At 62.7% G+C, this 23,435-nt stretch carries 26 protein-coding genes and 2 tRNA genes; 16 read left to right on the forward strand and 12 right to left on the reverse strand.

Annotation, left to right across the window (positions count from 1 at the left end; genetic code table 11):
• Nucleotides 1-110 precede the first annotated feature (110 nt).
• Nucleotides 111-194, reverse strand: a tRNA-Tyr gene (locus tag VOI27_RS21585).
• A gap of 166 nt (nt 195-360) precedes the next feature.
• On the opposite strand from VOI27_RS21585, the gene rlmB reads away from it, so the two are divergent.
• The 7 genes from rlmB to VOI27_RS21620 all read left to right on the forward strand — a co-directional run bounded on the left by rlmB (nt 361) and on the right by VOI27_RS21620 (nt 4,908).
• A complete protein-coding gene (gene rlmB / locus VOI27_RS21590) occupies nt 361-1,143 on the forward strand; it encodes a 23S rRNA (guanosine(2251)-2'-O)-methyltransferase RlmB (protein ID WP_323768459.1) in 783 nt (260 codons plus the stop codon).
• Between the two features lie 58 nt (nt 1,144-1,201).
• Entirely contained in the window at nt 1,202-1,570 is a 369-nt protein-coding gene (locus VOI27_RS21595; RefSeq protein ID WP_323768461.1) for a hypothetical protein, read from the forward strand.
• Nucleotides 1,571-1,583: 13 nt separating this feature from the next.
• Nucleotides 1,584-2,216 carry a CDGSH iron-sulfur domain-containing protein gene (locus VOI27_RS21600; RefSeq protein WP_323768463.1) on the forward strand — a complete coding sequence of 211 codons (633 nt, stop codon included), beginning with the start codon at nt 1,584-1,586 and terminating at the stop codon, nt 2,214-2,216.
• Between the two features lie 79 nt (nt 2,217-2,295).
• Nucleotides 2,296-3,408, forward strand: a complete 1,113-nt coding sequence (ribB, locus tag VOI27_RS21605) for a 3,4-dihydroxy-2-butanone-4-phosphate synthase (RefSeq protein WP_323768465.1) — start codon at nt 2,296-2,298, stop codon at nt 3,406-3,408.
• A gap of 6 nt (nt 3,409-3,414) precedes the next feature.
• A complete protein-coding gene (locus tag VOI27_RS21610) occupies nt 3,415-3,966 on the forward strand; it encodes a 6,7-dimethyl-8-ribityllumazine synthase (RefSeq protein WP_323768467.1) in 552 nt (183 codons plus the stop codon).
• Nucleotides 3,963-4,460: a transcription antitermination factor NusB gene (gene nusB, locus VOI27_RS21615; RefSeq protein ID WP_323768469.1), complete on the forward strand. Its 498-nt coding sequence runs from the start codon at nt 3,963-3,965 to the stop codon at nt 4,458-4,460. The genes VOI27_RS21610 and nusB overlap by 4 nt, the downstream gene beginning before the upstream one ends.
• 118 nt (nt 4,461-4,578) lie before the next feature.
• Nucleotides 4,579-4,908, forward strand: coding sequence for a hypothetical protein (locus VOI27_RS21620; RefSeq protein WP_323768472.1), 330 nt, complete (start codon nt 4,579-4,581; stop codon nt 4,906-4,908).
• Nucleotides 4,909-5,380: 472 nt separating this feature from the next.
• Here the strand turns inward: VOI27_RS21620 and VOI27_RS21625 are convergent, their stop codons facing one another.
• Together VOI27_RS21625 and VOI27_RS21630 are read right to left on the reverse strand one after the other, a co-directional pair.
• Nucleotides 5,381-6,130 carry a hypothetical protein gene (locus tag VOI27_RS21625; protein WP_323768474.1) on the reverse strand — a complete coding sequence of 250 codons (750 nt, stop codon included), beginning with the start codon at nt 6,128-6,130 and terminating at the stop codon, nt 5,381-5,383.
• Nucleotides 6,127-7,512 (reverse strand): hypothetical protein, encoded by a 1,386-nt coding sequence (locus VOI27_RS21630; protein WP_323768476.1) that lies wholly within the window; start codon nt 7,510-7,512, stop codon nt 6,127-6,129. Before VOI27_RS21630 ends, VOI27_RS21625 begins: the two co-directional genes overlap by 4 nt.
• 107 nt (nt 7,513-7,619) lie before the next feature.
• On the opposite strand from VOI27_RS21630, the gene VOI27_RS21635 reads away from it, so the two are divergent.
• Nucleotides 7,620-8,087, forward strand: a complete 468-nt coding sequence (locus VOI27_RS21635; RefSeq protein WP_323768478.1) for an MmcB family DNA repair protein — start codon at nt 7,620-7,622, stop codon at nt 8,085-8,087.
• 4 nt (nt 8,088-8,091) lie between these two features.
• Here VOI27_RS21635 and VOI27_RS21640 read toward each other — a convergent pair whose 3' ends face one another.
• The gene (locus tag VOI27_RS21640; RefSeq protein ID WP_323768480.1) at nt 8,092-8,289 is read right to left on the reverse strand and encodes a DUF6324 family protein; all 198 of its coding nucleotides are present in this window, start codon (nt 8,287-8,289) and stop codon (nt 8,092-8,094) included.
• A 70-nt stretch (nt 8,290-8,359) separates the two neighbouring features.
• Here VOI27_RS21640 and VOI27_RS21645 point away from each other — a divergent pair, with 70 nt between their 5' ends.
• The gene (locus VOI27_RS21645; RefSeq protein ID WP_323768482.1) at nt 8,360-8,842 is read left to right on the forward strand and encodes a GNAT family N-acetyltransferase; all 483 of its coding nucleotides are present in this window, start codon (nt 8,360-8,362) and stop codon (nt 8,840-8,842) included.
• 71 nt (nt 8,843-8,913) lie between these two features.
• A tRNA-His gene (locus VOI27_RS21650) sits at nt 8,914-8,990 on the forward strand.
• 146 nt (nt 8,991-9,136) lie between these two features.
• Here the strand turns inward: VOI27_RS21650 and VOI27_RS21655 are convergent.
• From VOI27_RS21655 to VOI27_RS21690, 8 genes are all read right to left on the reverse strand, one after another.
• On the reverse strand, nt 9,137-9,514 hold the full coding sequence (locus VOI27_RS21655) for a Na+/H+ antiporter subunit G (RefSeq protein ID WP_323768484.1): 378 nt from the start codon (nt 9,512-9,514) through the stop codon (nt 9,137-9,139).
• Nucleotides 9,511-9,798 carry a K+/H+ antiporter subunit F gene (locus VOI27_RS21660; RefSeq protein ID WP_323768486.1) on the reverse strand — a complete coding sequence of 96 codons (288 nt, stop codon included), beginning with the start codon at nt 9,796-9,798 and terminating at the stop codon, nt 9,511-9,513. Before VOI27_RS21660 ends, VOI27_RS21655 begins: the two co-directional genes overlap by 4 nt.
• Nucleotides 9,795-10,295 carry a Na+/H+ antiporter subunit E gene (locus VOI27_RS21665; RefSeq protein WP_323768487.1) on the reverse strand — a complete coding sequence of 167 codons (501 nt, stop codon included), beginning with the start codon at nt 10,293-10,295 and terminating at the stop codon, nt 9,795-9,797. Before VOI27_RS21665 ends, VOI27_RS21660 begins: the two co-directional genes overlap by 4 nt.
• 1 nt (nt 10,296) lies before the next feature.
• Nucleotides 10,297-11,838: a monovalent cation/H+ antiporter subunit D gene (locus VOI27_RS21670; RefSeq protein WP_323768489.1), complete on the reverse strand. Its 1,542-nt coding sequence runs from the start codon at nt 11,836-11,838 to the stop codon at nt 10,297-10,299.
• On the reverse strand, nt 11,835-12,191 hold the full coding sequence (locus VOI27_RS21675) for a Na+/H+ antiporter subunit C (protein WP_323768491.1): 357 nt from the start codon (nt 12,189-12,191) through the stop codon (nt 11,835-11,837). The genes VOI27_RS21670 and VOI27_RS21675 overlap by 4 nt, the downstream gene beginning before the upstream one ends.
• On the reverse strand, nt 12,192-15,071 hold the full coding sequence (locus tag VOI27_RS21680; protein ID WP_323768529.1) for a monovalent cation/H+ antiporter subunit A: 2,880 nt from the start codon (nt 15,069-15,071) through the stop codon (nt 12,192-12,194).
• Nucleotides 15,072-15,160: 89 nt separating this feature from the next.
• Complete coding sequence (locus VOI27_RS21685) at nt 15,161-16,720, reverse strand: recombinase family protein (RefSeq protein ID WP_323768493.1); 1,560 nt, start codon at nt 16,718-16,720, stop codon at nt 15,161-15,163.
• A 193-nt stretch (nt 16,721-16,913) separates the two neighbouring features.
• On the reverse strand, nt 16,914-18,086 hold the full coding sequence (locus tag VOI27_RS21690; RefSeq protein ID WP_323768495.1) for a hypothetical protein: 1,173 nt from the start codon (nt 18,084-18,086) through the stop codon (nt 16,914-16,916).
• A 197-nt stretch (nt 18,087-18,283) separates the two neighbouring features.
• On the opposite strand from VOI27_RS21690, the gene VOI27_RS21695 reads away from it, so the two are divergent.
• From VOI27_RS21695 to VOI27_RS21720, 6 genes are all read left to right on the forward strand, one after another.
• On the forward strand, nt 18,284-18,814 hold the full coding sequence (locus tag VOI27_RS21695) for a DUF3768 domain-containing protein (protein ID WP_323768497.1): 531 nt from the start codon (nt 18,284-18,286) through the stop codon (nt 18,812-18,814).
• Between the two features lie 440 nt (nt 18,815-19,254).
• A complete protein-coding gene (locus tag VOI27_RS21700) occupies nt 19,255-19,602 on the forward strand; it encodes a helix-turn-helix transcriptional regulator (RefSeq protein ID WP_323768499.1) in 348 nt (115 codons plus the stop codon).
• Nucleotides 19,592-20,062 carry a hypothetical protein gene (locus tag VOI27_RS21705; RefSeq protein ID WP_323768501.1) on the forward strand — a complete coding sequence of 157 codons (471 nt, stop codon included), beginning with the start codon at nt 19,592-19,594 and terminating at the stop codon, nt 20,060-20,062. The genes VOI27_RS21700 and VOI27_RS21705 overlap by 11 nt, the downstream gene beginning before the upstream one ends.
• A gap of 96 nt (nt 20,063-20,158) precedes the next feature.
• Nucleotides 20,159-20,833 carry a hypothetical protein gene (locus VOI27_RS21710; RefSeq protein WP_323768503.1) on the forward strand — a complete coding sequence of 225 codons (675 nt, stop codon included), beginning with the start codon at nt 20,159-20,161 and terminating at the stop codon, nt 20,831-20,833.
• Between the two features lie 166 nt (nt 20,834-20,999).
• A complete protein-coding gene (locus VOI27_RS21715; protein WP_323768505.1) occupies nt 21,000-21,359 on the forward strand; it encodes a hypothetical protein in 360 nt (119 codons plus the stop codon).
• Entirely contained in the window at nt 21,359-23,434 is a 2,076-nt protein-coding gene (locus tag VOI27_RS21720; protein WP_323768507.1) for a type IV secretory system conjugative DNA transfer family protein, read from the forward strand. Before VOI27_RS21715 ends, VOI27_RS21720 begins: the two co-directional genes overlap by 1 nt.
• The last annotated feature ends 1 nt before the right edge of the window (nt 23,435 follow it).

Here is a 23,435-nt window from a genome sequence, read left to right on the forward strand (position 1 = left end):
CCGCAGGTGGCCCCTGCCACATTGCATGATGCGCAGGATCGATCCGGGGGATCGATCGGCTGCCCCGGGCGCAAGCGCTGCCGTGACGCGGCGGTGTGTGATGGAGGAAATGGTGGGCGACCCTGGAATCGAACCAGGCGTGCGTCTCCGCGAGGGAGTTACAGTCCCCTGCCACACCTTGCGGCCTGTCGCCCACTGTGTGGGGCTGATTAATGATGGGGCCGGGGGAGGTCAAGCCGGAAATCCGGGAAAAATCGCGGCCTCGCATCTTTTCTTGCGGGCGGCATTTGCCACCGGTAAGGGGCGGGTTGCGTCACGCGGCGCGGGCGGCCATTGTCGCCACAGGCGAAGGGAAGTGCGATGAAAAAGCCAAAGTGGGTCGTCGAAAAGGAACAGGCCAAGCGGGCGGCGGCCTCGGAGACCGTCTGGCTGTTTGGCATCCACGCGGTGCGCGACGCGCTGGAAAACCCGGCGCGCGAAAAGCTGCGGCTGATCGTGACACGCAATGCCGCCGCCAAGCTTGAGGCGGCGATTGCCGCAAGCGGCATCGCGGCCGAAGAGGTCGATCCGCGCAAGTTCAACGCGCCGCTCGATCCGCAGTCGGTGCACCAAGGCGCGGCGCTCGAGGTCAAGCCGCTGGCCTGGGGCGCGCTCGAGGACGTGGCGCTGGCCGACGGGCCGGGGGCGCAGCGGCTGATCCTGCTCGACCGGGTGACCGATCCGCATAACGTCGGCGCCATCCTGCGCTCGGCCGAGGTCTTTGGCGCCCGGGCGGTGATCGCGCCGCGCCACCACAGCGCGCCTGAGACCGGCGCGCTGGCCAAGACCGCCAGCGGCGCGCTGGAGCGTCAGCCCTATCTCAGGGTGCGCAACCTCGCCGACACGATCATCGCGCTGCAGGAGATGGGCTATATCGTGCTGGGGCTCGCCGGCGAGGCAGAGCAGACCATCGAACAGGCGCTTGCGGACCGGGCTGACCGGCCGGTGGCGCTGGTGCTGGGGGCCGAGGGGCCGGGGCTGCGCGAGCGCACGCGCGAGACCTGCGACGCGCTGGTCAGGATCGACTTCGCCGGTGCCTTCGGCTCGCTCAATGTCTCCAATGCCGCGGCGGTGGCGCTTTATGCCAGTCTCGAGCGCGGCTGAACCTTACATTTCGCCGCCCGGTGCTTAGGTTGAGGGCAGATCGCCACGGAGGATGTCGATGCCGCAGGGCACCAAGATCGCCACATGTTGCTATTGCGGCACCCGCGCCGCGCTGATCCTGACCGGCAAGACCCGCCACGAGCTGAGCTGCCAGGGGTGCGGCGCGCCGCTGCATGACCTCAAGATGATGCCGGGGCCACGCGCCGAGGTGCCACAGCCGCGGGCCGAGGCGGGCTGGCCGACGCACGACCGGCCGAAGCACGACAGAGCGAAGCAGGACAGGCGCCGCGGGGCGACGCCCAATCCGCTTTGGGAGCAAAAGCGCGGCGACAGCCTGCGGCGCAAGAAAAAGAAGAAACCGAAGAAACGTGGCGTGGGCTGGTTTCTCGAGGAGGCCTTCGACGTCATCGAGGATATTTTCGACTGACCGGAGATCAGCCATGCCCAAGCCCAGAACCTATGACGGAGCCGAGATCGCGATCTCCTTCGACATGTCGCGCTGCATCCATGCGCGCAATTGCTTCCTCAAGCTGCCACAGGTCTTCGACCCGACGCGCCGCCCCTGGGTCGATCCGGATGCCGCCCCGGCCGAGGAGATCGCGGCGATGATCCGCACCTGTCCTTCCGGCGCGCTGAGCTATGAGCGCCGCGATGGCGGTCGGGCCGAGACCCCGCCTGCGATCAACCGCGTCGCGGTCTGGGAAAACGGCCCGCTGGCCGTGGCGGGCGACCTGCAGATCGGCGAGGACCACCTGCAGCGCGCCACGCTCTGCCGCTGCGGGCTGTCGAAGACCAAGCCGTTCTGCGACCACAGCCACGCCGAGGGCGGGTTCCGGGCCACCGGCGAGCCGGCAGAGGGCGAGGGCGCAGCCGAGGCGCCCGGCCCGCTGCAGGTCACCTGCCGCGAGAACGGCCCGCTGGTGCTGATCGGTCCGGCCGAGGTGACCACCGGCACCGGGCGGCGGGTGAAACAGGCGGGCAAGCTGGTGCTCTGTCGCTGCGGCCAGTCCGGCAACAAGCCGTTCTGCGACGGCAGCCACAAGGCCGCGGAATTCACTGCCGATCCGGTCTGACGCACCCGGCGGTGCGGCTTGGCCTTTCCAATCGCCGCGGCCTCCTTTATCCCGGCGGGCAGAATTCAGGAGGCGTGCCATGGAATATGTGACCCCGGGTCCGGTCGAAGAGAACTGGAGCGCGGCGATCTCCTCGGTCGAGGAGATCATCAACGAGGCCCGCAACGGCCGGATGTTCATCCTCGTCGATCACGAGGACCGCGAGAACGAGGGCGATCTGGTGATCCCCGCGCAGATGGCGACGCCCGATGCGATCAACTTCATGGCCACCAATGGCCGCGGGCTGATCTGCCTGACGCTGCCGGGCGAGCGGGTCGATGCGCTGGGTCTGCCGCCGATGGTGACCAACAATGCCTCGCGCACCGAGACCCCCTTTACCGTCTCGATCGAGGCGCGCGAAGGCGTCAGCACCGGCATCTCGGCGCATGACCGGGCGCGCACCGTCGCCGTGGCGATCGATTCCGGCTCCACCGCCTCCGACATCGCTTCGCCGGGGCATGTGTTTCCGTTGCGTGCCCGCGATGGCGGCGTGCTGGTGCGCGCCGGCCATACCGAGGCCTCGATCGATGTCAGCCGGCTGGCGGGCCTCAACCCCTCGGCGGTGATCTGCGAGATCATGAACGAAGACGGCACCATGGCGCGGCTGCCCGAGCTGGTGGCCTTTGCCCAGAAGCACGGGCTCAAGATCGGCACCATCTCTGACCTGATCGCCTATCGCCGGCGGCACGACAATCTGGTCAAGGAAACCGCGACGCAGCAGGTGACCTCGGCCTTTGGCGGCGACTGGACCCTGCGGGTGTTCACCGACCTGACCGAAGGCGTCGAGCATATTGTGCTGACCAAGGGCGACATCACCACCCCCGAGCCGGTGCTGGTGCGGACCCATGCGCTCTCGGCGCTGGAGGACGTGCTGGGGATCGGCAATTCCGGCGAGCTGCGCCGGGCGATGGAGATCATCGCGGCCGAGGGCAGGGGCGTGGTCTGCCTGTTCCGCAACCCGCAGGCGCAGGTGCTGCGCGACGACACCGAAGAGGGCCCCCGGACCGTGCGCGAAATCGGTCTGGGCAGCCAGATCCTCTCGACCATGGGGCTGTCCAAGCTGGTCCTTCTGAGCGACCACGAGGCGACGCGTTATGTGGGCCTTGATGCCTACGGGCTTGAAATCGTGGGCACCCGCCCGATCACGGAGTAAGACGAGATGGCCGAAGCCGAGACCCATTACATCCTGCCGCGCCCGGCGTTCGACAAGCCGGTGAAACTGCTGATCGTGGTGGCGCCCTATTACAAGGCGATCGCCGACAACCTGCTGGCCGGCGCCAAGGCCGAGATCGAGGCCGCCGGCGGCACATGGGACGTCATCGAGGTGCCCGGCGCGCTCGAGGTGCCCTCGGCGATCGGCATCGCCGAGCGGATGAGCAACTTTGACGGCTATGTGGCGCTGGGCTGCGTGATCCGCGGCGAGACCACCCATTACGAGACGGTCTGCAACGACAGCTCGCGCGGGATCACCCTGCTGGGTCTGCAGGGGCTCTGCATCGGCAACGCGATCCTGACGGTGGAGACCATGGAACAGGCCGAGGTGCGCGCCGATCCGGCCCGTGGCAACAAAGGTGGCGGGGCGGCGGCTGCGGCCTTGCATCTGATCGCGCTCAGCCGTAAATGGGGCGCTTCGCGTGACGGCGTGGGATTCCGCCCGGCGCGCGACGAGTATCAGATAGCCGGCGAGATGAAGAGCACCCCAACCTCATGAGTGACGAGACCGAAGCCTCCGCCCCCAAGGCGCTGTCGGGCAACCAGAAGCGCAAGATGAAATCCGCCGCCCGGCTCTATGCCGTGCAGGCGCTGTTTCAGATGGAGGCCAGCGGTCAGACCGTGCCCTCGGTGACGCATGAGTTCATCGAGCACCGCTTCGGCGCGGTCTACGAGGGTGACGAGATGCTCGAGGGCGATGTGAACCTGTTCGGCCAGCTGGTGGCGGATGCGGTCAACAATCAGGCCCGGATCGACCAGATGACCGACCGGGCGCTGGTGGCGAAATGGCCGATCGCGCGAATCGATCCGGTGCTGCGGGCGCTGTTCCGCGCCGCCGGGTCCGAGCTGGTCGAGGGCGAGGCGCCGCCGCGGGTGGTGATCAAGGAGTTCGTCGACGTGGCCGGCGCCTTCTTTCCGGAGGGGAAGGAGCCGCAATTCGTCAACGCGGTGCTCGATCACATGGCACGCGAGGCCCGGCCAGAGGCGTTCTGAGCCGAAAAACACCCGTGTGACCGTGCGTCGCGGCGAGTTTTCATATCGCTTTGGCGCAATTCCCTGTATGCTGATCCCCGAAGCGCTGCCCTGTTGCGGCGCCGATTGGGGGATGCACATGCGCAAGTCACGGTTGCCGAAACTGATCCGACGGAACGGCAGCCACCTTCTGGTGGGTTTTCTGGCCTCTGCGGTGCTGGTGGGGATGCTTCTGGGTTATGACATTGCCGGTCTGACGCAGCTGGCCTCTGGCGGGTTTCCGGGGCTGATCGCGCTGTTCGTGCTCTGGGTCGTCTGCGGTCTGGTGCTGAGCGCGGTGCAGTTCGGCCTTTCCTCGGTGAACCTGCGTGACGACGACGACGACACCCCGGGCGGCGGTCTGCGGGCGCCGGTGCGCGAATATGCGCCCGTGCGGGTGCCGGTGTCGAAACCGCGCCGGAAGATCTGAGCCGGCCGCAGCGGCGCATTGAGTGACCCGGAGGGTGCGCAGGTTCTGCGCACCTTTTTTCATGTCGCGACACCTTTTGGTGGGCCAACACAAGGACGGACCGGGGCGCATGCGACATGCACCCTACGATCTCAGTTAAGCGAGGGGAATATAATAGGCGGGCCCGCAAACGCGACCGTGGGGTTATCTCATTCCCGAGGACCTGTATATACAGGTGGGCGCCAGGTAACCAGGCCAGGACCAGGACAGAGCCAGCTCCCTCGGAATTGCTTAAGGCCACCGGAATGCAACCGTACACGAGAAGGGCAGCACCCGCCTCCACGCGAGATAGGCCCTGAACGGAGCCGCGACAAGGGGGGTGCGGGAAATAGTTTGCGGGGCTCTTCGGGGGCGGAGGCCTCGTTGGGGGCGCTGCCCCCGTCGCCTCTGGCGACTCCCCCGAGGGTATTTTTGAACAGAAGAAGACCGGGGATCAGGGCTCGGCCGCGCTGTGGAGCCTGTAGCGGGTGAGTTCCTCGGGCAGCAGCAGGTAGACCTCGTCCGGCGGCGTGGCCAGGGCATGGCGCATTACCAAGGGGTCGATGCCCATCTCGTCGAGATAGGTCATAACCTCGCTCTGGCCGCGCTGGATGTCCTCGACAGCGACGAAGGCCGGCATCAGGGAGTTCTCGCCGAAGTAGTGCTGGTGCACGCCGACCGAGGCCTGCGGATCGATCTCGCGCGTGGTGCCGCCGGCCAGCAGGTACGGGCAGGCCGAGTAGCAGAATTCGCCGGCCAGCATCCGGGTGGCGATGCCGCGGGCGCGCAGTGCGCGGCCGAGGGCCAGCGCCTCTGTTACCGCGCCGCCGGGGGACTGCAGGATCAGCGTCTCCGGCGGGGTCCGGGCCTCGGCGAGCTGATCGGCGATGCGCGCGGCGTCACCCTCGGCGATGGTGCCTTCGAGCCGCCAGGTGGTGTTCTGCGACGGGGTCAGCACCAGCCGTTCGGGCAGGTCGCCGGGATCGCGCAGCGGCGGGTTGGCCGGGCGGTCGCGGCGTGGGTCGTAGACCCGGCGCTGGTCGCCCGGGCGGACCGGTTCCGAAAGTCGCGGCGTGTCGGTCCAGAGCTTGGGCAGGCGCAGCCCGCCCTGCTGCACATCGCCCAGCACCAAGAGCGCGCCGATGCCCAGCTGGAAGATCAGCACGCCGGTGAGGATGCGGGCGACCGGGCTGCCGGTGCTCATGTCGATTTGCCGGTGAGTGGGTGGATCTTGCCGGCGGTTTCCTCGGGCCGGGCCGCCTCGGACGGCACGGGTCCGGGGGCGATGGGCGGCGCGGCCTGTGGTTGGGGCGGGGGCGCCTCTGCTGCGGCGGCGGGCTCGGACGCGGGCTCGGGCCTCTGGCGCATTGCGGTTTCGACATCGCGCACCGCGGCCAGCGCGGCGCGCAGCTCGGCCAGGGTCAGGGTGTCTTCGACCGCGGCGCCCTCGCGGCCCGAGCGGATCGCCGCATGGGTGATGGCGAGGATGAAGACCAGCACCGCCGGCAACAGGTCGATGGCGATCGCCCCGGCCCAGGAGGGCACGAAATTGCCGGCATAGAGGATCACCGCATCGGCCGAGGAGATCGGCGCGTAGGACACCTCTGGCGGCGGCGCCAGGGTGCGGACGTCGCGCGCGGCGCTCTCCAGCGTGCCGGCGCGGCGCACCAGCACGTCCAGCACAGAGGTGATGGTGGCGGCCTGATCGCTGCGGCCGGCTTCGGTCGTGCTGTCGAGCTCTGGCAGCACCACCGAAGCCGAAAGATCCTGCGCCGCGCGTTCCACCAGCGGTGCCACCGAGAGCTGTCGAAGCTGGGTGATCAGCCCCTGCAGCTCGACCGCCAGCTCGGAGAACTCGACCGAGCGCGGTTCGACCGCGCCGGGCTCGACCGTCAGGGCGCGCATCCGGCTGAGCAGCGCGTTGCCCTGGGTGAAGGCGGCCTCGACCCGCGGGGTCTGGGCGGCGATCTGCGCCTCGAGCGCGGCCAGCTCCTCGGATTTCTGCCGCAGCACCCGGAACACCGCGCCGCGGCCCGCAAGCCCCGAGAGGTTGCCGGTGGCCTCCTGCTCTGAGAGATCCTCGAAGCCCTGGCGCACCCTTGCGACATCGCGTTCCAGCGCCTGGCCGGTCAGCGCCACCTCGTGGGCGCGTTCCAGAGACGTCTGGTAGCGCTGCACGGTCTCGGCCAGGTGCTGCTCGACCGCGGCCGAGCCGGCCAGCGCCGCGGCGTTGAGCCATGACGACATGGCGACGATGGCGAGCGAGCCCAGCCCCATGGCCGCCAACAGCCCGATGCGGGCCTGGGCGGTGCGCACGGCGGGAAACAGCCGCATCATGTAGGACCAGAAGACGAAGATGCCCACCGACACCGCCACCGAATAGGCGATGGCGGCAAAGACCGACATGGCGCCGTTCTCATCGAGCAACGACGAGACCCCGAGGTAGGTGTAGATCCCCGAGGCCACCGCCAGCACGCCCAGAGCGGTGCCCGAGAAGGTGTCGAGCCAGCCCAGATGGCCCTGCAATTCGCGCGCATAGCGCACGCCGCGCGCCTGCGCTTCGGTCAGTTCGGTCTCTGTGGCCATGGTGTCCTCGAGGTTTATCACATTGAAAATATGGGCTCGCGCGGATTTGGCAACGTCCGCGCCGTGGGGGATTGCCAACGTTCGTGTTATGTTCCAGAATTGGCCGCATGAGCCACGCGATCCGATCCGATCTTGCCCCCGATCTCATGCCCGGCCAGCTTCTGGCGCGCGGGGTGTGCCGCCACATGACGAGCCTGGGGTTCGTCACCGTCGAGGAGCTGGTGGTGACCCGCGGTCTGCGCGTCGATGTCATGGCGCTTGGCCTCAAGGGCGAGCTTTGGGTGATCGAGTGCAAATCCTCGCGCAGCGATTACATGACCGACCGCAAGTGGCAGGGCTACCTTGAGTGGTGCGACCGCTATTTCTGGGCCGTGGATGCGGAGTTTCCGATCGATCTGCTGCCGGAGGGCAGCGGGCTGATCATCGCTGACGGCTATGATGCCGAGGTGCTGCGGATGGGCGAGGAGAGCAGGCTCGCGCCGGCGCGGCGCAAGAAGATGATCCAGTGTTTCGCCACCCATGCCGCGCGGCGGCTTCAGGCGCTGCGCGATCCCGGTGCGCGGATCGAGATGTGAGGCCTCAGCGGCGCTTGCCCGCCTTTTCGGCCGCGGCGGCAGCGGCCATCATCTCTTCGGCGATCTCGCGCGCCTCGTCGGGTTCGAAATCCATCGGAATCTCGATGCCACCGTCGGCCGCCACGAAAAGCCGCACCATGCCGGCATCGGTGGGGCCGATCTGCAGGTTGGCCTCGATGTCGCGTTCGGAATTGATACCCATGTGAGCCTCCTTCTGGCCGCCTCTGGCGAGGCTGGCTCGGGCTACAGGAGGCAGGCAGGAAAGGCAAGAGATGCAAGAGGTCGGGCTCAGGCGCCTGCGGGCAGAGGATGTGGACTGGCTGACCCGCGCACATGGCCGGCTCTATGCCCGCGACGAGGGGTTCGACGGCAGTTTCGAGGGTCTGGTGGGGGAGGTGCTGGCGGCGTTCCTCGCCAGTCATGACCCGGCCCGCGAGCGGGGTTTCATTGCCTGGCGCAACGGGCAGCGGCTGGGCAGCATCTTCTGCACCTGCGAGGATGCGGAGACCTCGCGCTTGCGGCTGTTTCTGCTGCTGCCTCAGGCGCGGGGGCAGGGCCTGGGGCGCTGGATGCTGGGGCGGTGCATGGGCTTTGCCCGCGCGGCCGGCTATCGGCGCATGGTGCTGGCCACCCACCGCAGCCACGCCGCCGCCTGCGCGCTCTATGCCCGCACCGGCTGGCAGCTGACCCAAAGCCGGCCGGTCACCCGCTTTGGCGTCGCGCTGGAAGAGGTGCACTGGCAGATCGATTTGTGAGCCTCGGCGGCAAATTTTTCACCGCAAACGGCTTGCAATCGACGCGGGTCAGAGCTATTCCGCCTGCCAGTGCCGCCTTAGCTCAGTAGGTTAGAGCGCTTGATTGTGGATCAAGAGGTCGCCCGTTCGAACCGGGCAGGCGGTACCAATTATAACAAAGGTTTACGTGCCGTTCCTTAGGTGGAAAAGACTGTTTAGTCTCTTTTTAGTCACATGAATCGCGGGAATATAACGGGCCCAGCGTGGGTTTTAGCTCGATTCTCGTCCGCCAAATTTGGTGTGTGGTCGACAGTATCACGGGTCGACTTCGGTGATTATCTCCATGGTCTTCAACGTCGACCAGGTGTCGTCGCGTGGCGGGGACGGGGGCAAGTCGCAGGTGCTACTATGAATGCTAAGCTTCGCAATGAAGTGTGCAGAAATTGGAGCCGTGACAAACAGGAACGCCATGATCAGCAGTTCATGCATCGAGGGCTCGCCTTGGATGGCGGATTGGATCATCGAGGCCAGAAGCAGCATGCCGATCCCCATGGTCCCCACCTTTGTAGGGGCATGGAGACGGGTCATCGGATCATTGAACTTTAGTAGCCCGATCACCCCCACCAAGACGAACCCCGCTCCGATCAGCAGGCAAAGCGCGACAACATAGGTTGCAATGATCTGACCGGTCATTCGATGATATCCCCCCGCAGAATAAAGCGCGCCAGTGCAACAGTCGAGACAAAGCCCAGCATGGCAATCAGCAGCGCGACCTCGAAGTAGATCTGCACCCCCAACTGGATGCCGAGCACGATCACCAGACCCAGAGCGTTGATCACCATGGTATCAAGCGCGAAGATCCGGTCGCCCGGCGTTGGCCCCAACACCAGCCGCACCATCGAAAGGATCTGACCAAGGGCCAGCGCGCCGAAGGCGATGGCCAGTGCGATGTCCAGAAGTCCGGTTGCTGCCGTCACGAGAAGATCTCCTTCAGCCGGCGCTCGTAGCGGGTCTTGATCTCGTCGCGCACGCCATCGGGGTCGTCGGTGTGCAGCACATGTACCAGCAGGCTGTGCCCCTCGTCAGAGAGGTCCGCCGAGACGGTGCCCGGGGTCAGGGTGATGGTCCCAGCAAGCAGCGTGATCGCTTCGGGCTTGCGCAATTCCAGCGGCACCACGATCCATGCGGGCTTCAGCCTGGCATTCGGCACCGAGATGACAATCCATGCCACCTGCACATTGGCGACCAGAATATCCCACATCACCATGACGCAATAGGCCAACATCTTGCCCGGCCGAAAGCCTTTTGGATTGTCTGGCCACCAGACCGAGGTCCCCCATGGAATGACGATACCGAGGATGATGCCAAAGACCACCATTCCGGGAGAGACCTCGTTCTGCAGAAGCGTCCAAACCACTGCCAGAAGCAGCGTCAGAAACGGATGCGGTAGCAGCCATTGCAAGGCACGTCCCATGTTACGGGTCCTTCTTTTGTTCGCTCAGCTTGCCGGACGTGTTCAGCACCGTCGAGATATAGCGCTCTGGCGCAAATAGCTGGGTGGCGATGGCGGCGGTGTAAACCTGTATCCGCCCGGCAAAGACCGTATGGGCGACCAGAAGCGCAATCAGCCCGCCGACGGCAGCATAAGACAGCGCAGACGGGCGCTGCATCGGCATCGCATTTTCCGCCGCCGCGACAGACTGGGCCTTCCAGAACAGGACGCTGCCAGCGCGGGCAAATCCGACCACGGCGATCAGGCTGGTGGCCAGAACGATGACCCAGATCCAGACCACGAGGCTCGTGCCGTAAGCTGCCTGCATCACCAGCAGTTTGCCGATGAAGCCCGACAGCGGCGGCAGGCCCGCCATGGCGATCGCCCCCACCAGAAAGAGCCCCGAGGTCAGGACAGCTCCGGCGACTGGCGGCTGCGGCGTCAGGTCGAGGTTGGCCCGACCGGTGCGCACGAGGTCGACAATCAGGAACAACAGCGCGCCGGCGAGGGTCGAATGCACGATATAATACAGGGCCGCGGCGATGCTGGCAGGGTTTAAGAGCGAGATCGCCACCATCACCATGCCCATCGACCCGATGATCGAGAAGGCCACCAACCGATCCAGCCGTTTCGCCGCCAGCACGCCGATCATCCCGATGCTGAGCGACAGCAGGGCCGCTGGCAGCAGCCAGAGGTCATGCAGCCTGGCGGTGACGGAAAGCTCTGGCGGAAACACCAGCGTATAGATCCGGATGATCGCATAGGCCCCGACCTTCGTCATGATCGCAAACAGCGCCGCCACCGGCGCCGGCGCCTCGGCATAGCTGGACGGCAGCCAGAAATGCAGCGGCACAAGTGCAGCCTTGATGGCAAACACCAATAGCAGCAGAACCGCAGCAACGCGAATGCCCACCGTATCCTCAGGCCCGATCAAGGCAACGCGCCTGGCCAGATCGGCCATGTTGAGCGTGCCGGTCTCGGCATAGATTGACCCCAGCGCAAAGAGAAAGAGCGTCGAGCCGATGAGGTTGAACAGCACGTATTGCACGCCAGCCCGCAGCCGCGCGTTGCCGCCGGCGTGGATCATTAGGCCGTATGAGGCGATCAGCAATACCTCGAAAAAAACGAAGAGATTGAAGAGGTCACCGGTCAGAAACGCCCCGATCACCCCCATAAGCTGGAACTGGAAGAGCGCGTGGAAATGCCGGCCGTGGTTGTCCCATCCGGACCCGATGGCATAGAGCAGCACGAACAGCCCCAGCACCGCCGTCAGCAGGACCATCACCGTCGACAGCCTGTCGCCAACCAGCACAATGCCAGACGGCGCCGCCCAGTCGCCGAGCTGGTAGAGCAGGATCGACCCGTCAGAAACCTGCACCGCCAGCCCCAGCGCAATGCCCCCCAGCATCAACATGCCGGCGACCGAGACGGCGCGCTGAATGACTATGTGGTGACGCGCGGCCAGCACGATGAAGGCTGCGAGCATGGCTGGCAGAATGACAGGGGCAATGAGCCAATGAGTCATGATCTGCCTTCGGCGTGATTGTCCGCAGCCTCTGGCACATCATTCACATGGTCATCTTCCGATCCCAGAAATGCCCCGAGGCCGATCATCACCACCACAGCGGTCATGCCGAATGAGATCACGATGGCGGTCAGCACCAGCGCCTGCGGCAGCGGATCCGCATAGTTGCTGACGCCGTCGCGCAGGATCGGCGGCGCCGAGACGGTCAGGCGGCCGGAGGCAAACAGGAACACATTGACTGCATATGTCAGCAGCGCCATGCCGAGGATCACCGGAAAAGTGCGCAACCTCAGCATCAGGTAGAGGCCCCCGGCGGTCAGGATGCCAATGGCAGACGCGACGAGCAATTCCATTCAGTCGCCCTCCCTGACTGACACGGCCTTGGCCACCAGCGGATCCTCGCGCGAGGGATCGATATCCATCGGATATTCGCTCTCGGGCGTCTGCGCGCGCCGCGCAAGGCGCGAGAAACTTTCCAGTGACAGCATCACCGCGCCGACTACGGCCAGAAACACGCCGAGATCGAAAAGCGCCGCGGTGGCCAGTTCGAACTTCTCGAAAGGTGGAATGCGGACATAGGTGAAATCCGAGGTGAGGAACGGATTGGCCACGAACCACGAGCCGATGCCGGTCAGGCCGGCGATCAGCACGCCGGACCCGATCACCCCGTGGTAGGGGTACTTCAGACGCGCCGAGGTCCAGGCAAAGCCGCTGGCCATGTATTGCATCACAACCCCGATAGAGACGATCAGGCCGGCGATGAATCCGCCCCCCGGTTCATTGTGGCCGCGCCAGAAGATGTAGAACCCGACCAAGAGGATCACCGGCATCATCACCCGGGTCAGCACAACCATCATCATCGGATGTACATCGCCGGCGCGCGGCTGGTCGGGCTGGCGGTTCAGCAGTCGCGCCCGTACCGGCCCGCGCAGCAGAGTTTCGGTCAACGCATAGATCAGCAGGGCTGCGATACCCAGCACGATGATCTCGCCATAGGTGTCAAACCCGCGGAAATCCACGAGGATCACATTGACCACATTGGTGCCGCCGCCGCCCTTGTAGGCATTTGCCAGATGGAACTCCGAAATCGGTGTGCCGACCGCGTCGCGCAAGAGATAGTAATAGGCCAGAGCAAAGGTCGCCAGACCGCCGGCAATGGCGACGCCGGCATCGCGGACCCGGCGCAGAACCGTGCTCTCAACCGGCGTGCGGTTCGGCAGGAAATTCAGCGCCAGAAGGAGCAGGATGATCGTCACCACCTCGACGGTGAATTGCGTCATCGCCAGATCGGGTGCGCTGAAGAACACGAACCCGATCGAGACCATCAGGCCGACAATCCCGATCAGGATGAGCGACAATTGCCGATTGCGGTGCATCAGCACCAGAGCGCCAACCGCCGCCACCAGCATCAGCCAGCCGGCGATGGTCACCGGGCCGGCCGGTTGCAGGGCACGGGTCTGCAGACCGACCGTTCCCGTGCTCCAGGCGTGAAAGCCTGCGGCAAGGATCACCACAGTGGCGATGGCGGCATAACGGGTGAAGGCGCCATTGTGGACTGGCAGGATCAGCCTCTGGGCCAGCCGGACGGCGGTCGCGACCATGGCGTCGAAAATCACCTTGGCTTCTGGCCTCGGCACCGCATCCCAAAGCCGCAGCGAAGGATTGAAAACCGCCAGCATGATCAGACCGCCGGCAACGGCGATCACAGACATATAAAGCGCTGGCACCAGCCCGTGCCAAATCTTGAAGTGGACGTCTGGCAACTCCGTCGCTCCGCCCAGCACCGAGGCGGTCACGAGCTTGACAAAGGGTTCGGCGAGGTAAGGCGCCACGCCGATCACCACCACCGGCACCACCAGCAGTGCCGGCGGCAGCCACATCCCTGGGTTGGGATCATGCGGGCGGGCCGGATAATCGTCGCGGACCGGTCCCAGAAACACGTGACCGATCAGCCGGAAGCAATAGGCGGCAGAAATCAGCGCCCCAAGCGTTGCCAGCGCCGGAACCAGCCAGGGTACTCCGAAAAGAGCCGTCTGATAGGCTTCGTCCAGCATCATTTCCTTGGATAGGAACCCGTTCAGCAGAGGTATCCCCGCCATCGACAGCGCCGCTAGCGTCGCGATCACAAAGGTGACTGGCATCAAACGGCGCAAGCCCCCTAGGCGGCGGATGTCGCGGGTATGGGCCTCGTGGTCGATGATCCCGGCCGACATGAACAGCGCGGCCTTGAAGGTTGCGTGGTTGAGAATGTGAAACATTGCCGCCATGGCGCCAAAAGCGGTTCCGGTGCCCAGAAGCATGGTGATCAGCCCCAGATGACTGACGGTCGAGAACGCCAAAAGCGCCTTCAGGTCATGCTTGAACAGCGCAATTACCGCGCCCAGCACCATGGTGACCAACCCGGCGGTGGTGACGATCACCACCCATTCCTCCGTGCCCGAGAGTACCGGCCACATCCGCGCCATCAGGTAGATGCCTGCCTTCACCATCGTGGCCGAATGCAGATAGGCGGAAACAGGCGTCGGTGCCGCCATCGCGTGCGGCAACCAGAAGTGGAACGGGAACTGCGCCGACTTTGTGAAACAGCCCAGCAGGATCAGAATCAGCGCCGGCCCATACAATGGATCGGCCTGGATGAGGGCGCGGTTCTGCAGGATCACGCTGAGATCATAGCTGCCGACAATCTGGCCGAGGATCAGCATCCCACCGATCATCGCCAGCCCGCCAGACCCCGTGACGATCAAAGCCATCCGGGCCCCTTGCCGGCCTTTCGGCATATGCTTCCAATAGCCGATCAGCAGGAAGGATGATAGCGAGGTCAGCTCCCAGAAGATCAGCAAGAGCAGAATGTTATCGCTCAAAACCACACCCACCATCGCACCCTGAAATAGCAGCAGATAGGTGAAGAACTCTCCTATGTGGTCGTCACGGCTCAGATAGTGCCGGGCGTACGCAATGATCAACAGGCCGATGCCCAAAATCAGCAGCGCAAAGAAAAAGCCCAGCCCGTCCAGCATCAACGTGACGTTGAGACCCAGCGACGGCATCCAGTCGATCTGCGCTGTCACCACTTCGCCCGCCAATACTGCAGGCAGATTGGTCAACAAGCCAATGAAAGCGGCCAATGAGACAGTCAATGTCACGCCGGCGCAAGCAGTGCGCCCCGCCGAGTTCATCAAACCGGGCAAAAGCGCGCCCAGGAAAGGTAAGGCGACGAGAAGCAGGAGGGACACACGAACTCCTTTTGGTAATCTGTACAAAATTGGATCGGATTTGCAAAGGCCAAGAGAAAGATACCAAATGGGACCCGTGCGCCAGTCTCCTATGCGGGCACGCCTGAAGTCAGTCGGCACAACGGTTTGTCATCATCAATGGCGCGGTTCTTGAGGTTCAAAATAAGTTCGAGATTCTGGACCCCCGCGGTGACACCCGGCAAATCTGTATCTCTGTGTCGCTCTGGGTCACATTCCAAGACGCTTGAGGCGGAATCGTGCGACACAAGCCACTTATATGGCTGTAGATCGACGTATTTTCCGGCGACCAAGCGGTTCGAGAAGGCGTTTTCGACGATTTCGCGTTTTTCCGCCAGATTGGCGTTTTCGTAAAGCAAACAAAGGGTTTTCACCAGTTCGAGAAAGTCACGGCGGCGCTGCGCGATCTTCTCCGCATTGGGCAGTTTTTCCAGTTCATCGCGCAGCTCAACCAGCCGCAGTTTTCCGGACCGCTGCCGCTCCCGGTAGGTGTTCCTGTCGATTGTGGAATCGAGCAGCAAGTCGGTGAGCCGCTCCAGTCGTGCCTCTTCGTCGGCGATCTGGAGGCGCAGCGCCTTCGCCATGTCCTCGGTGGCAGTCTCGGCACCCTTGGACATCCACGCGGTCTCCAATTTCTTCGCTGCTGAGGGTTTGATCTGCAGCTGGCCCAGCCGAAACCTGATGGCGTCCTCCAGCCGGTCTTCTCGGATGGTCGCGGTGGGGCACCCTCTGCGCTGGCATCGGTAATAGCAGCGTCCTTTCTGCAGCTCGGGAGACATCGGGCCTCGGCACAAGCCACAGCGGAACAGACCCTGGAACAGGTGATTGTGGCGCGTGCATTTTGGCCCCGAGCGGCCGGACTTGATATCCTGCACGCGGTGGAAGAGCTTCGCAGGTATGATCGGATCATGCACGCCGTCGTAGGAGGCTCCGGTGCGGGCGATGGTAATCACCCCGGTGTAGAACGAATTGTTCAGGATCGTCTCCACGCCGTGCAGCGTCAGAGGGCGGCCGTTCAAATTGCGCAAGCCGCGGCGGGTGATCTCGGCCTGAAGTGTGCGGAGCGAGTGCCGTCCGCTGGCATAGAGATCGAACATCTCCCTGATAAGATGCGCCTTTAACGGATCGGGCGTCTTCGGGTTGCCGCGGCCGTTGTCCAGGTAGCCAATTGGCGCGCGAAAGGGGTAGAGGCCCTGGCCCAGGCGGCCGTTGAGCCCTTTGATCGTTTCCTCGCGCAGATTGCGGATGTAGTCAGCGGCGATCACGGCCTGGATCTCGGCGGTCAGCCGTCCACCGCGGGATCGGAAGTCCAGACTTTCGGTGGCGACGTACACGTCGATGCCGATATCGGGCAACTCGGCGAACATGACCCAGTCCCGGGCATTTCTGGCAGCCCGGTCTATCTTGTGGATGATCACGCCCTTGGCAGCGTGTTTGCGCAGTTGCCGCAGCATCTGGTTGAAGATCGGCCGACCGCCCTTGGCCGCGGTCTGCTTTTCCTCGAACCATTTTATGACCGTGAGATCGTTCTGACTCGCAAAGGCCGTGATGGCAGTCTTTTGCGCGTCGAGTGAAACCCCTTCGCCCTGCTTCTGGGTGGACACTCGAATATATCCAAAGCACGATTTCATGTGACGTCGTTTAGGTCCTCAGACTCTACCATAATCTCAGGATTTGGCGACTCCGTCTCTTCGCCCCACGGCCAGGTACCATCGGTCAGCATGCGATGCTGCATTCGGCGGCAAAGGTCGATATGGCGATGTAGATGTTCATTTTCAGTCATGGTTTCAGGATACCGGACACCCGCGAACGCAAAAGTGGGGCTCAGCTGCAGGTGCCGCATGCGAGCGGAAGTGTTGTCATTGAAAACGCCGGGCTTGGAGCGTTGTCGAGCATCATCCGGACGGTGGCGCGATAGTTCGGTTGCACGGTTAGAACGCGCGGCTCGATCCTGCCCAGTTGCGCTGCCAGGACCGGGGCATCCAAAGCGCCGACGCGGAATACGATCACCGTCCCGACATTCCCCAGGACCGAAGCAAAGACAGGGGCGGTGGTCTGTTGAGTGTGCTGCTGGCTGAGCACGAGGCCCAGCTTGTATTTGCGTGTTTCCGATAGCATGTCGGCGAAGGCTTCGCTGGTGAAGGCGTGAAATTCGTCGACGTAGAGAAAGAACGGTCGCCGCCTGTTCTCCGATATGTCCTGGCGGGAAAAGGCGGCATGGGTCAGGCTGGACACCAGCAGGCCGCCAATGACATTTGACAGGTCCGAGCCTAGTCGTCCTTTGGCGAGGTTGATGATCAGCGCCTGACCTGACTCCATGATCTGGCGAAAGCGCAACGGTTCCTTTGGCTCACAAAGCGCCGTGCGCAACACTGGGTGAGACAGAAACGCCCCGAGCTTGTTGGCGATCGGAGCAAAACCGTCTGCGGCGTTCTTGTAGTTCATCGCCGGATATTCTTCGGTCCAGAACCGACGGACCTGCGGGTCGCTGACATGGCCAAGAACCTCAACCCGGAAGACACGGTCCAGAAACATGCGCGGAATATCCCGCAGATCGGGATTGGGGAAATCAAGCAGTGCAAGAACCGCATGGCGCAACAAATGCTCCATGCGCACCCCCCAAGCATCGGCCCACTGCTTCTTGAGCGCATCGATCAGACCTGAGGTCACCAGTGGGCGGAGCGACGGAGAGGTCTTGGTGAGCGGGTTGTATCCAAAAGGAGAGGCCGGGTCGGAAACGTTCCAATAGAGTGCCTCAGGGCAGCGATCAAACAGGGCTTTCGCCAAATCACCATGCGGGTCGATGAGGCAAAAGCCGCGACCGGCTTGATAATCCTGCTCCACCATGCGCTGAAGCAGGGTCGTTTTGCCCACGCCCGTTTGACCAACGGTATAGCAATGCAAGAGCCGATCCGTTTGCTGAATTGCAAAGGGGCGGTCGCCATGGCGCGAGTAAGCCAGGCCGAGGAATGTGGGGTTGTCCAGAAGAAAAGTCATGCTGCCAATTCTCACTTTGCTGGCCCAGTGTGAGTAGTGGCCCTTCTCTGCGAGTGGCACCTGCGGATTCCGCAGATTGGGGGGAGTTGCAGCCGATGCTCGGTCTCTGAACAATAATAATAGATCGTTCTTTCTCTCCTTTCGAGGGGTGCGCCTGAAAGCCTTTCGGGCGGCCACCCTACGGAAGGAGAAACAACATGGGGACCAAGAAAACCCAAGTATGGGATTTGGTCGGCGCCTATCCGATCTGTCAGGTTTGTGGATCTGGAAAAGTGGTCCGAGACGCTTGGGCGGAGTGGAGCATGGCCTGCCAGGAATGGACCGTGAAGGCGATCTTCGATCACTTCAGCTGTGAATATTGCGGCCAGACCGGCGTTCCGGACTGGCGCTTGGACGAGGATTTCCGGAAGTCGCGGATTCGGCGTCTCAACGACCTGTTGCGGCGGGGGCAAGCTGATCACGCCACCATCGTCATGACCGCCGGAGTGCAAGCAGAAGGTGACGCTTTTGTGCAGCAGGCAATCGAAGCCACCAGGGAGTTTGACGGCTTCTATGAAGACAACGATCCACACGAAGAGCATGATTTCGGGGCCTTCGAAATCGACGGACAGAAGCTCTTCTTCAAGATCGACTACTTCGATTTGGAACTGCAGCAGCACTCCCGCGATGCGGCCAACCCGACTTGTACACACCGGGTGCTGACAGTCATGATGGCCAGTGAATATTGACGCGCTGCCGTGGCCAGTCATCCAAATCAGATCGCCAAGGGCGAGGTGTTCTCAACCGAAAGGAGTGCGTTGACCTGCTGGCACACACGGACGTTGCCTCGCGCGTAGACCGGCAAATCCGCTGATTATCAATAGGCCCGCCGTGATCGGCGGGCCTTCTCTGTCGTCGGTGCGGATGCGGGCCTCGCAGTCGGGCTGGACTTGCGCGGGGTGCCGAAATCGGCGAAAATGGAGACATTCCAGGATTGAAAACGGGTGGTGCCTCCGGGGGCTCGGGTGTGCTCGCGCGGAGGGCGCCAGCCTTCCGCTCGTGGACCTACCCGGCACTCCAGATCCGAGCACCAGGCACCACCCGTTTTCAGGAAGCGCAGACCGGCGGTGCTACTGCGGGAAACCGGCATCGTTTATGATGAGCGCGTTACTCACTTAGTTCATTTTCCATGTATCACGAGTTCATTTTAGAATTGAAATCCATGCGCCTGAAATCAGGGCTTAGCCAAGAGGACTGCGCGCTTCTCCTCGGCGTAAGTGCCACCATATTCGGACGCATTGAACGCGGGGATCGGCCACCGACTGTCGAGGAAATCTGCTGCCTGCAGCTACTGTTCGGCAAGACCTTCGAGAACTTCTACGCCACCTGCGTCGGTGACGCACGCGATCGGTTGCGCGAGAAGTTGCCCTCCGTTCCAAAGCTGCCGGAGGACGACTGCGATCACCTGGCGCGTCAATTATTTCTCGAGGGTCTGGCCACGCGATTAGAAACCAATCCACGTCACGATGGCCGGTAGCGCGGAGCGCATCCTGGGTGTCGCGGTTCGCAGCGGTCGCCTCGGGTGTGTGGTGGTTGATCGTGGTGAACTGATCATCTGGAAGGGATCACGCTCCGCGGCGACATCGACAGAAAAGGCGGGGAAGAAACTGCAGCGCTGGATCGGTGAGTACCGTCCCGATGTACTGGTCACTGAAAACCCGAATCAAGCGGGTCAGAAGCGAGGCCGTCAACTTCGTATCCTCCGTGCGTTCGTTGTCATCGGACAGGAGGCCGACCTCCTCAATATCGTCATTCGCCGCCGCCGACTTCATGACAATGCCTACGATCAGGCTGCGGCCTTCGCAGAGGGCTTTCCGGTCTTGGCACAACTCCTGCCTGAGCACCCGCCGATTTGGAAAAAGGAAGCTTACCGCCTGATCTTTTTCGAGGCGCTGGCCCTCATACTCGATGCCGGACTGCTGAAATCTGACCCCTAGCGCTAGTACCCCGCAAGACTACGAGTACGCTCTTTCGTTTGACAGGCCGCACCCCAGAGTTGCAGCCTACTGGATATTGATAAGGAGATTTGGCAGATGAAGTCTTATGAAGCAGCTCGAGGTCTGTTGACCTTTCTCGGATTTTTGGCGTGGTGCGGAATTATAGTTGGAATTATTCTGGCCATTGGGGCCGGGGCCGTTGTCAGACAGATGAGTAGCTTCGGCGGAGGAGGCAACGGAATGGCGGGATTGGTTGCCGCGATGCCGGGCTTCATCTTGGCGTTTCTTGGATTCCTTTCCTTGGCGCTGGTACAAATTGGTCGCGCCGGTGTCGATACGGCAGAATATACCCAGCAAATGCTGAAGATCGCACGCGACCAGTTGGACGTATCCAGACAGGCGCTCAAACAGGATGCTGCCCTGAGCCAAAGCTTTGTCGCTTTGCAGCAGGCGGCCCCTCCGGAGGCTAGGCCTGCAGGCAGTGCGACCTATGAGCCGGGAGCCGCGTCGGACGCGACAAAACCGCCGGTCGCGGCGCCTGCGCATGGGTATGTGCCAGGTGATACGATCATCTACCGGACCAAGAGGATCCGAATCGTAGATGCCGGATACGAGGTCAAAGCCCGGACTTACGCAACCCTTGAAGCGGCACAAGCCGCGATTGACGAAGCTGGCCGCTTTCTGCCGGCGGAGCCGCAACTGTCGCGCCCGAAACCCGATCCGGTTGAAGTCGCTCCGGCGGATCTCAGCGCCAGTTTCAAGCGCTCCTGACCCCCATATGGCGCCCCCATCCCGTATGGGGGTCTTGTATGGGGAAACATCAAAGAGCATGGCGGCTCATATCTGAACCAAACTGCAGTTTTAATCGCCGTGACTTCACTTGCTTTCGCAACTGAACCCACCGCACCCGCCCTTACTGCCTGAACTGGATGACCCGATGCGCGTTTCGATTTCACACGACACGGTCCGCAAGGGGCTTATCTTCAAGATAACTTACTACGAAGTGACGCTTTCGGTGGCCTTCACCCATGAAGAAAAGCAGATCATCCGGCAGCGAAACCTTCAGAAGACCAAGTTGGTCGACCGTAGACCGGCCACGGCACGCAACGATGATCGGGACGAGAAATTCGAATTGCGCGTTGAGCATCTGATGGATGGGCGCGCCGATCATTTTCTCTGCGCCACGCCGTCGAAAGCCAAGATCTACGAAGAGGATCTCTTGCTCATGCTGCAGCAGATGAAGCTTTGGCTTGGTGACAACGCAGAGACCGGAAGCGGCATAGTGATCGAGCTCTGATGGCGCGCAGCAGCCACGATATCGCGGACGGGTTGCTGTTTCTGTCGATTGCCACGGCCCTGGTCCTGCTGCTGACAATCGTGTTGACCCCGATCGCGCTCGTTGCGATCCCGACTTATGTTGGTATTCGCCTCTACCGTCAAAGCCCCGCTCGTCTGGAACGGCTGGCTCGCGACGAGACCGAGACTCTTTACCGGCATGCACTCGCTGGACAGGCGCAGCTGACCGAGGCGGAGATCGACGATGGCCTCATGCGCCACTGGCCGCCGGATGTGCCACAACCTTTACGGGTGCAGCTTCTGCACATTGGTCGGGCGATCCTCGGCGATGAAGGGTTGATGCCGGAAATTCCGCCGCTTCCGGCGCTCTGCAACACTGTAGAGGGGGCACGGTACCGAGACCGGCTGGCTCGGCTCGGACAAGCCCGGAATGACCGGGTCATGGTCCTGGCCGCGCTCGATGCAATCTCGCGAAGCCTGGCCACAATTGCGCAGGCGGTGCCGCCGATCGAGGGGGACGTTCTGGTTGAGGTCACGCAATTTTTGCACCCGCTTGGGCAGGCTGTCGAAGCCGTCATTGCGCCGTTCTTTGCCGACAATGACTATCAGCACTTCAAGTCGCTCAGGGAACGGTTGGATGCCAATCTGAGTAGCACCCACCGTAGCCGACCGACCTTCCCCCGCGACTACAAGGGCGACGACGTTGTCGAGGTTTTCCTCAAGGGCACGCGGCTCAAGGAGCTCTTTCGGTTGCGCACGCCCTTTGAGATACCGAAGACACGGCGGTTCGAGCATACGCATATCGTCGCCGGCTCCGGCCACGGAAAGTCTCAGACCCTGCAGTATTTCATCGCAAGGGATCTCGAAGAGGTCGCACGGGGTGACAAGACGGTCATCGTGATCGACAGCCAGGGTGACCTGATTGGCAACCTGCTGCGCGCCCGCACATTGCCACCTGAGCGGATCGTTCTGATCGATCCGGAGGACATCGGCTACCCGGTCAGCCTCAACCTTTTTTCGGTCGGTCAGGACCGGCTTGCAGATTACGGCGATCTGGAGCGCGAGCGTCTGACCAATTCCATAATCGAGCTTTACGACTTCGTGCTGGGTTCGCTCTTGTCGGCGGGTATGACGGCCAAGCAAAGCGTGGTCTTCCGCTATGTCACTCGGTTAATGTTCCATATCCCCGACGCCACCATCCACACGCTGCGCGAGTTGATGGAGCCGGGCGGCACCGAGAAATACCGTGACCAGATCGCCAGGCTCGAAGGGACGCCGCGCCGGTTCTTCGAGACCGAATTCGACAGCAAGGAATTCGCCAGTACTAAGACCCAAGTTCTGCGCCGCCTTTACGGCGTGCTGGAGAATCAAACCTTCGAACGGATGTTTTCTCACCCGCAATCGAAGTTCGACATGTTCACCGAGATGAACGCTGGCAAGTTGATCCTGATCAACACCAGCAAGTCGCTGTTGAAGGAGCAGGGCACCCAGATATTCGGCCGGTTCTTCATCGCTCTGGTTGCCCAGGCAGCACAGGAGCGCGCCACGCTGCCGGACCAAGATCGTCTGCCGTCCCTAGTTTATATCGACGAGGCGCAGGATTATTTTGACCAGAACATTGGCGTGATCCTGAGCCAAGCCCGCAAATACAAGGTTGGCATGGTGATGGCGCACCAGTATCTCGGACAGCTTTCAAACGGGCTTCAAGAGGCTTTCGAGGCCAATACCTCTATCAAGCTTGCAGGTGGCGTCTCAGCACGAGACGCCCGCGCCTTGGCGGGGCAGATGTCCTCCGACCCCGATACCATCCATCGCCAGCCGAAAGGGACGTTCGCAACATATGTGCGCGGGTTGACCGATCGGGCCGTGCCGATCAGCTTTCCCTTTTTCGTGCTGGAGAAACTTCCGCGCAGCACAAAAAACGAGATTGATGCAATCCGGCAACACAGTCGCGAGCGTTATGCTGAACCATTCCAGCGCAAGGCAGAACATAGCACTTCGGAAGAGCCGGACCCTGCTGCAGCAGAGGAAAAATTCGATGGTAGCGATCCAACGAAACCTTCGCCAGAATTGTGAT

Origin of the sequence: Marinovum sp., from assembly GCF_034669705.1 — a bacterium.
GTDB lineage: Bacteria > Pseudomonadota > Alphaproteobacteria > Rhodobacterales > Rhodobacteraceae > Marinovum.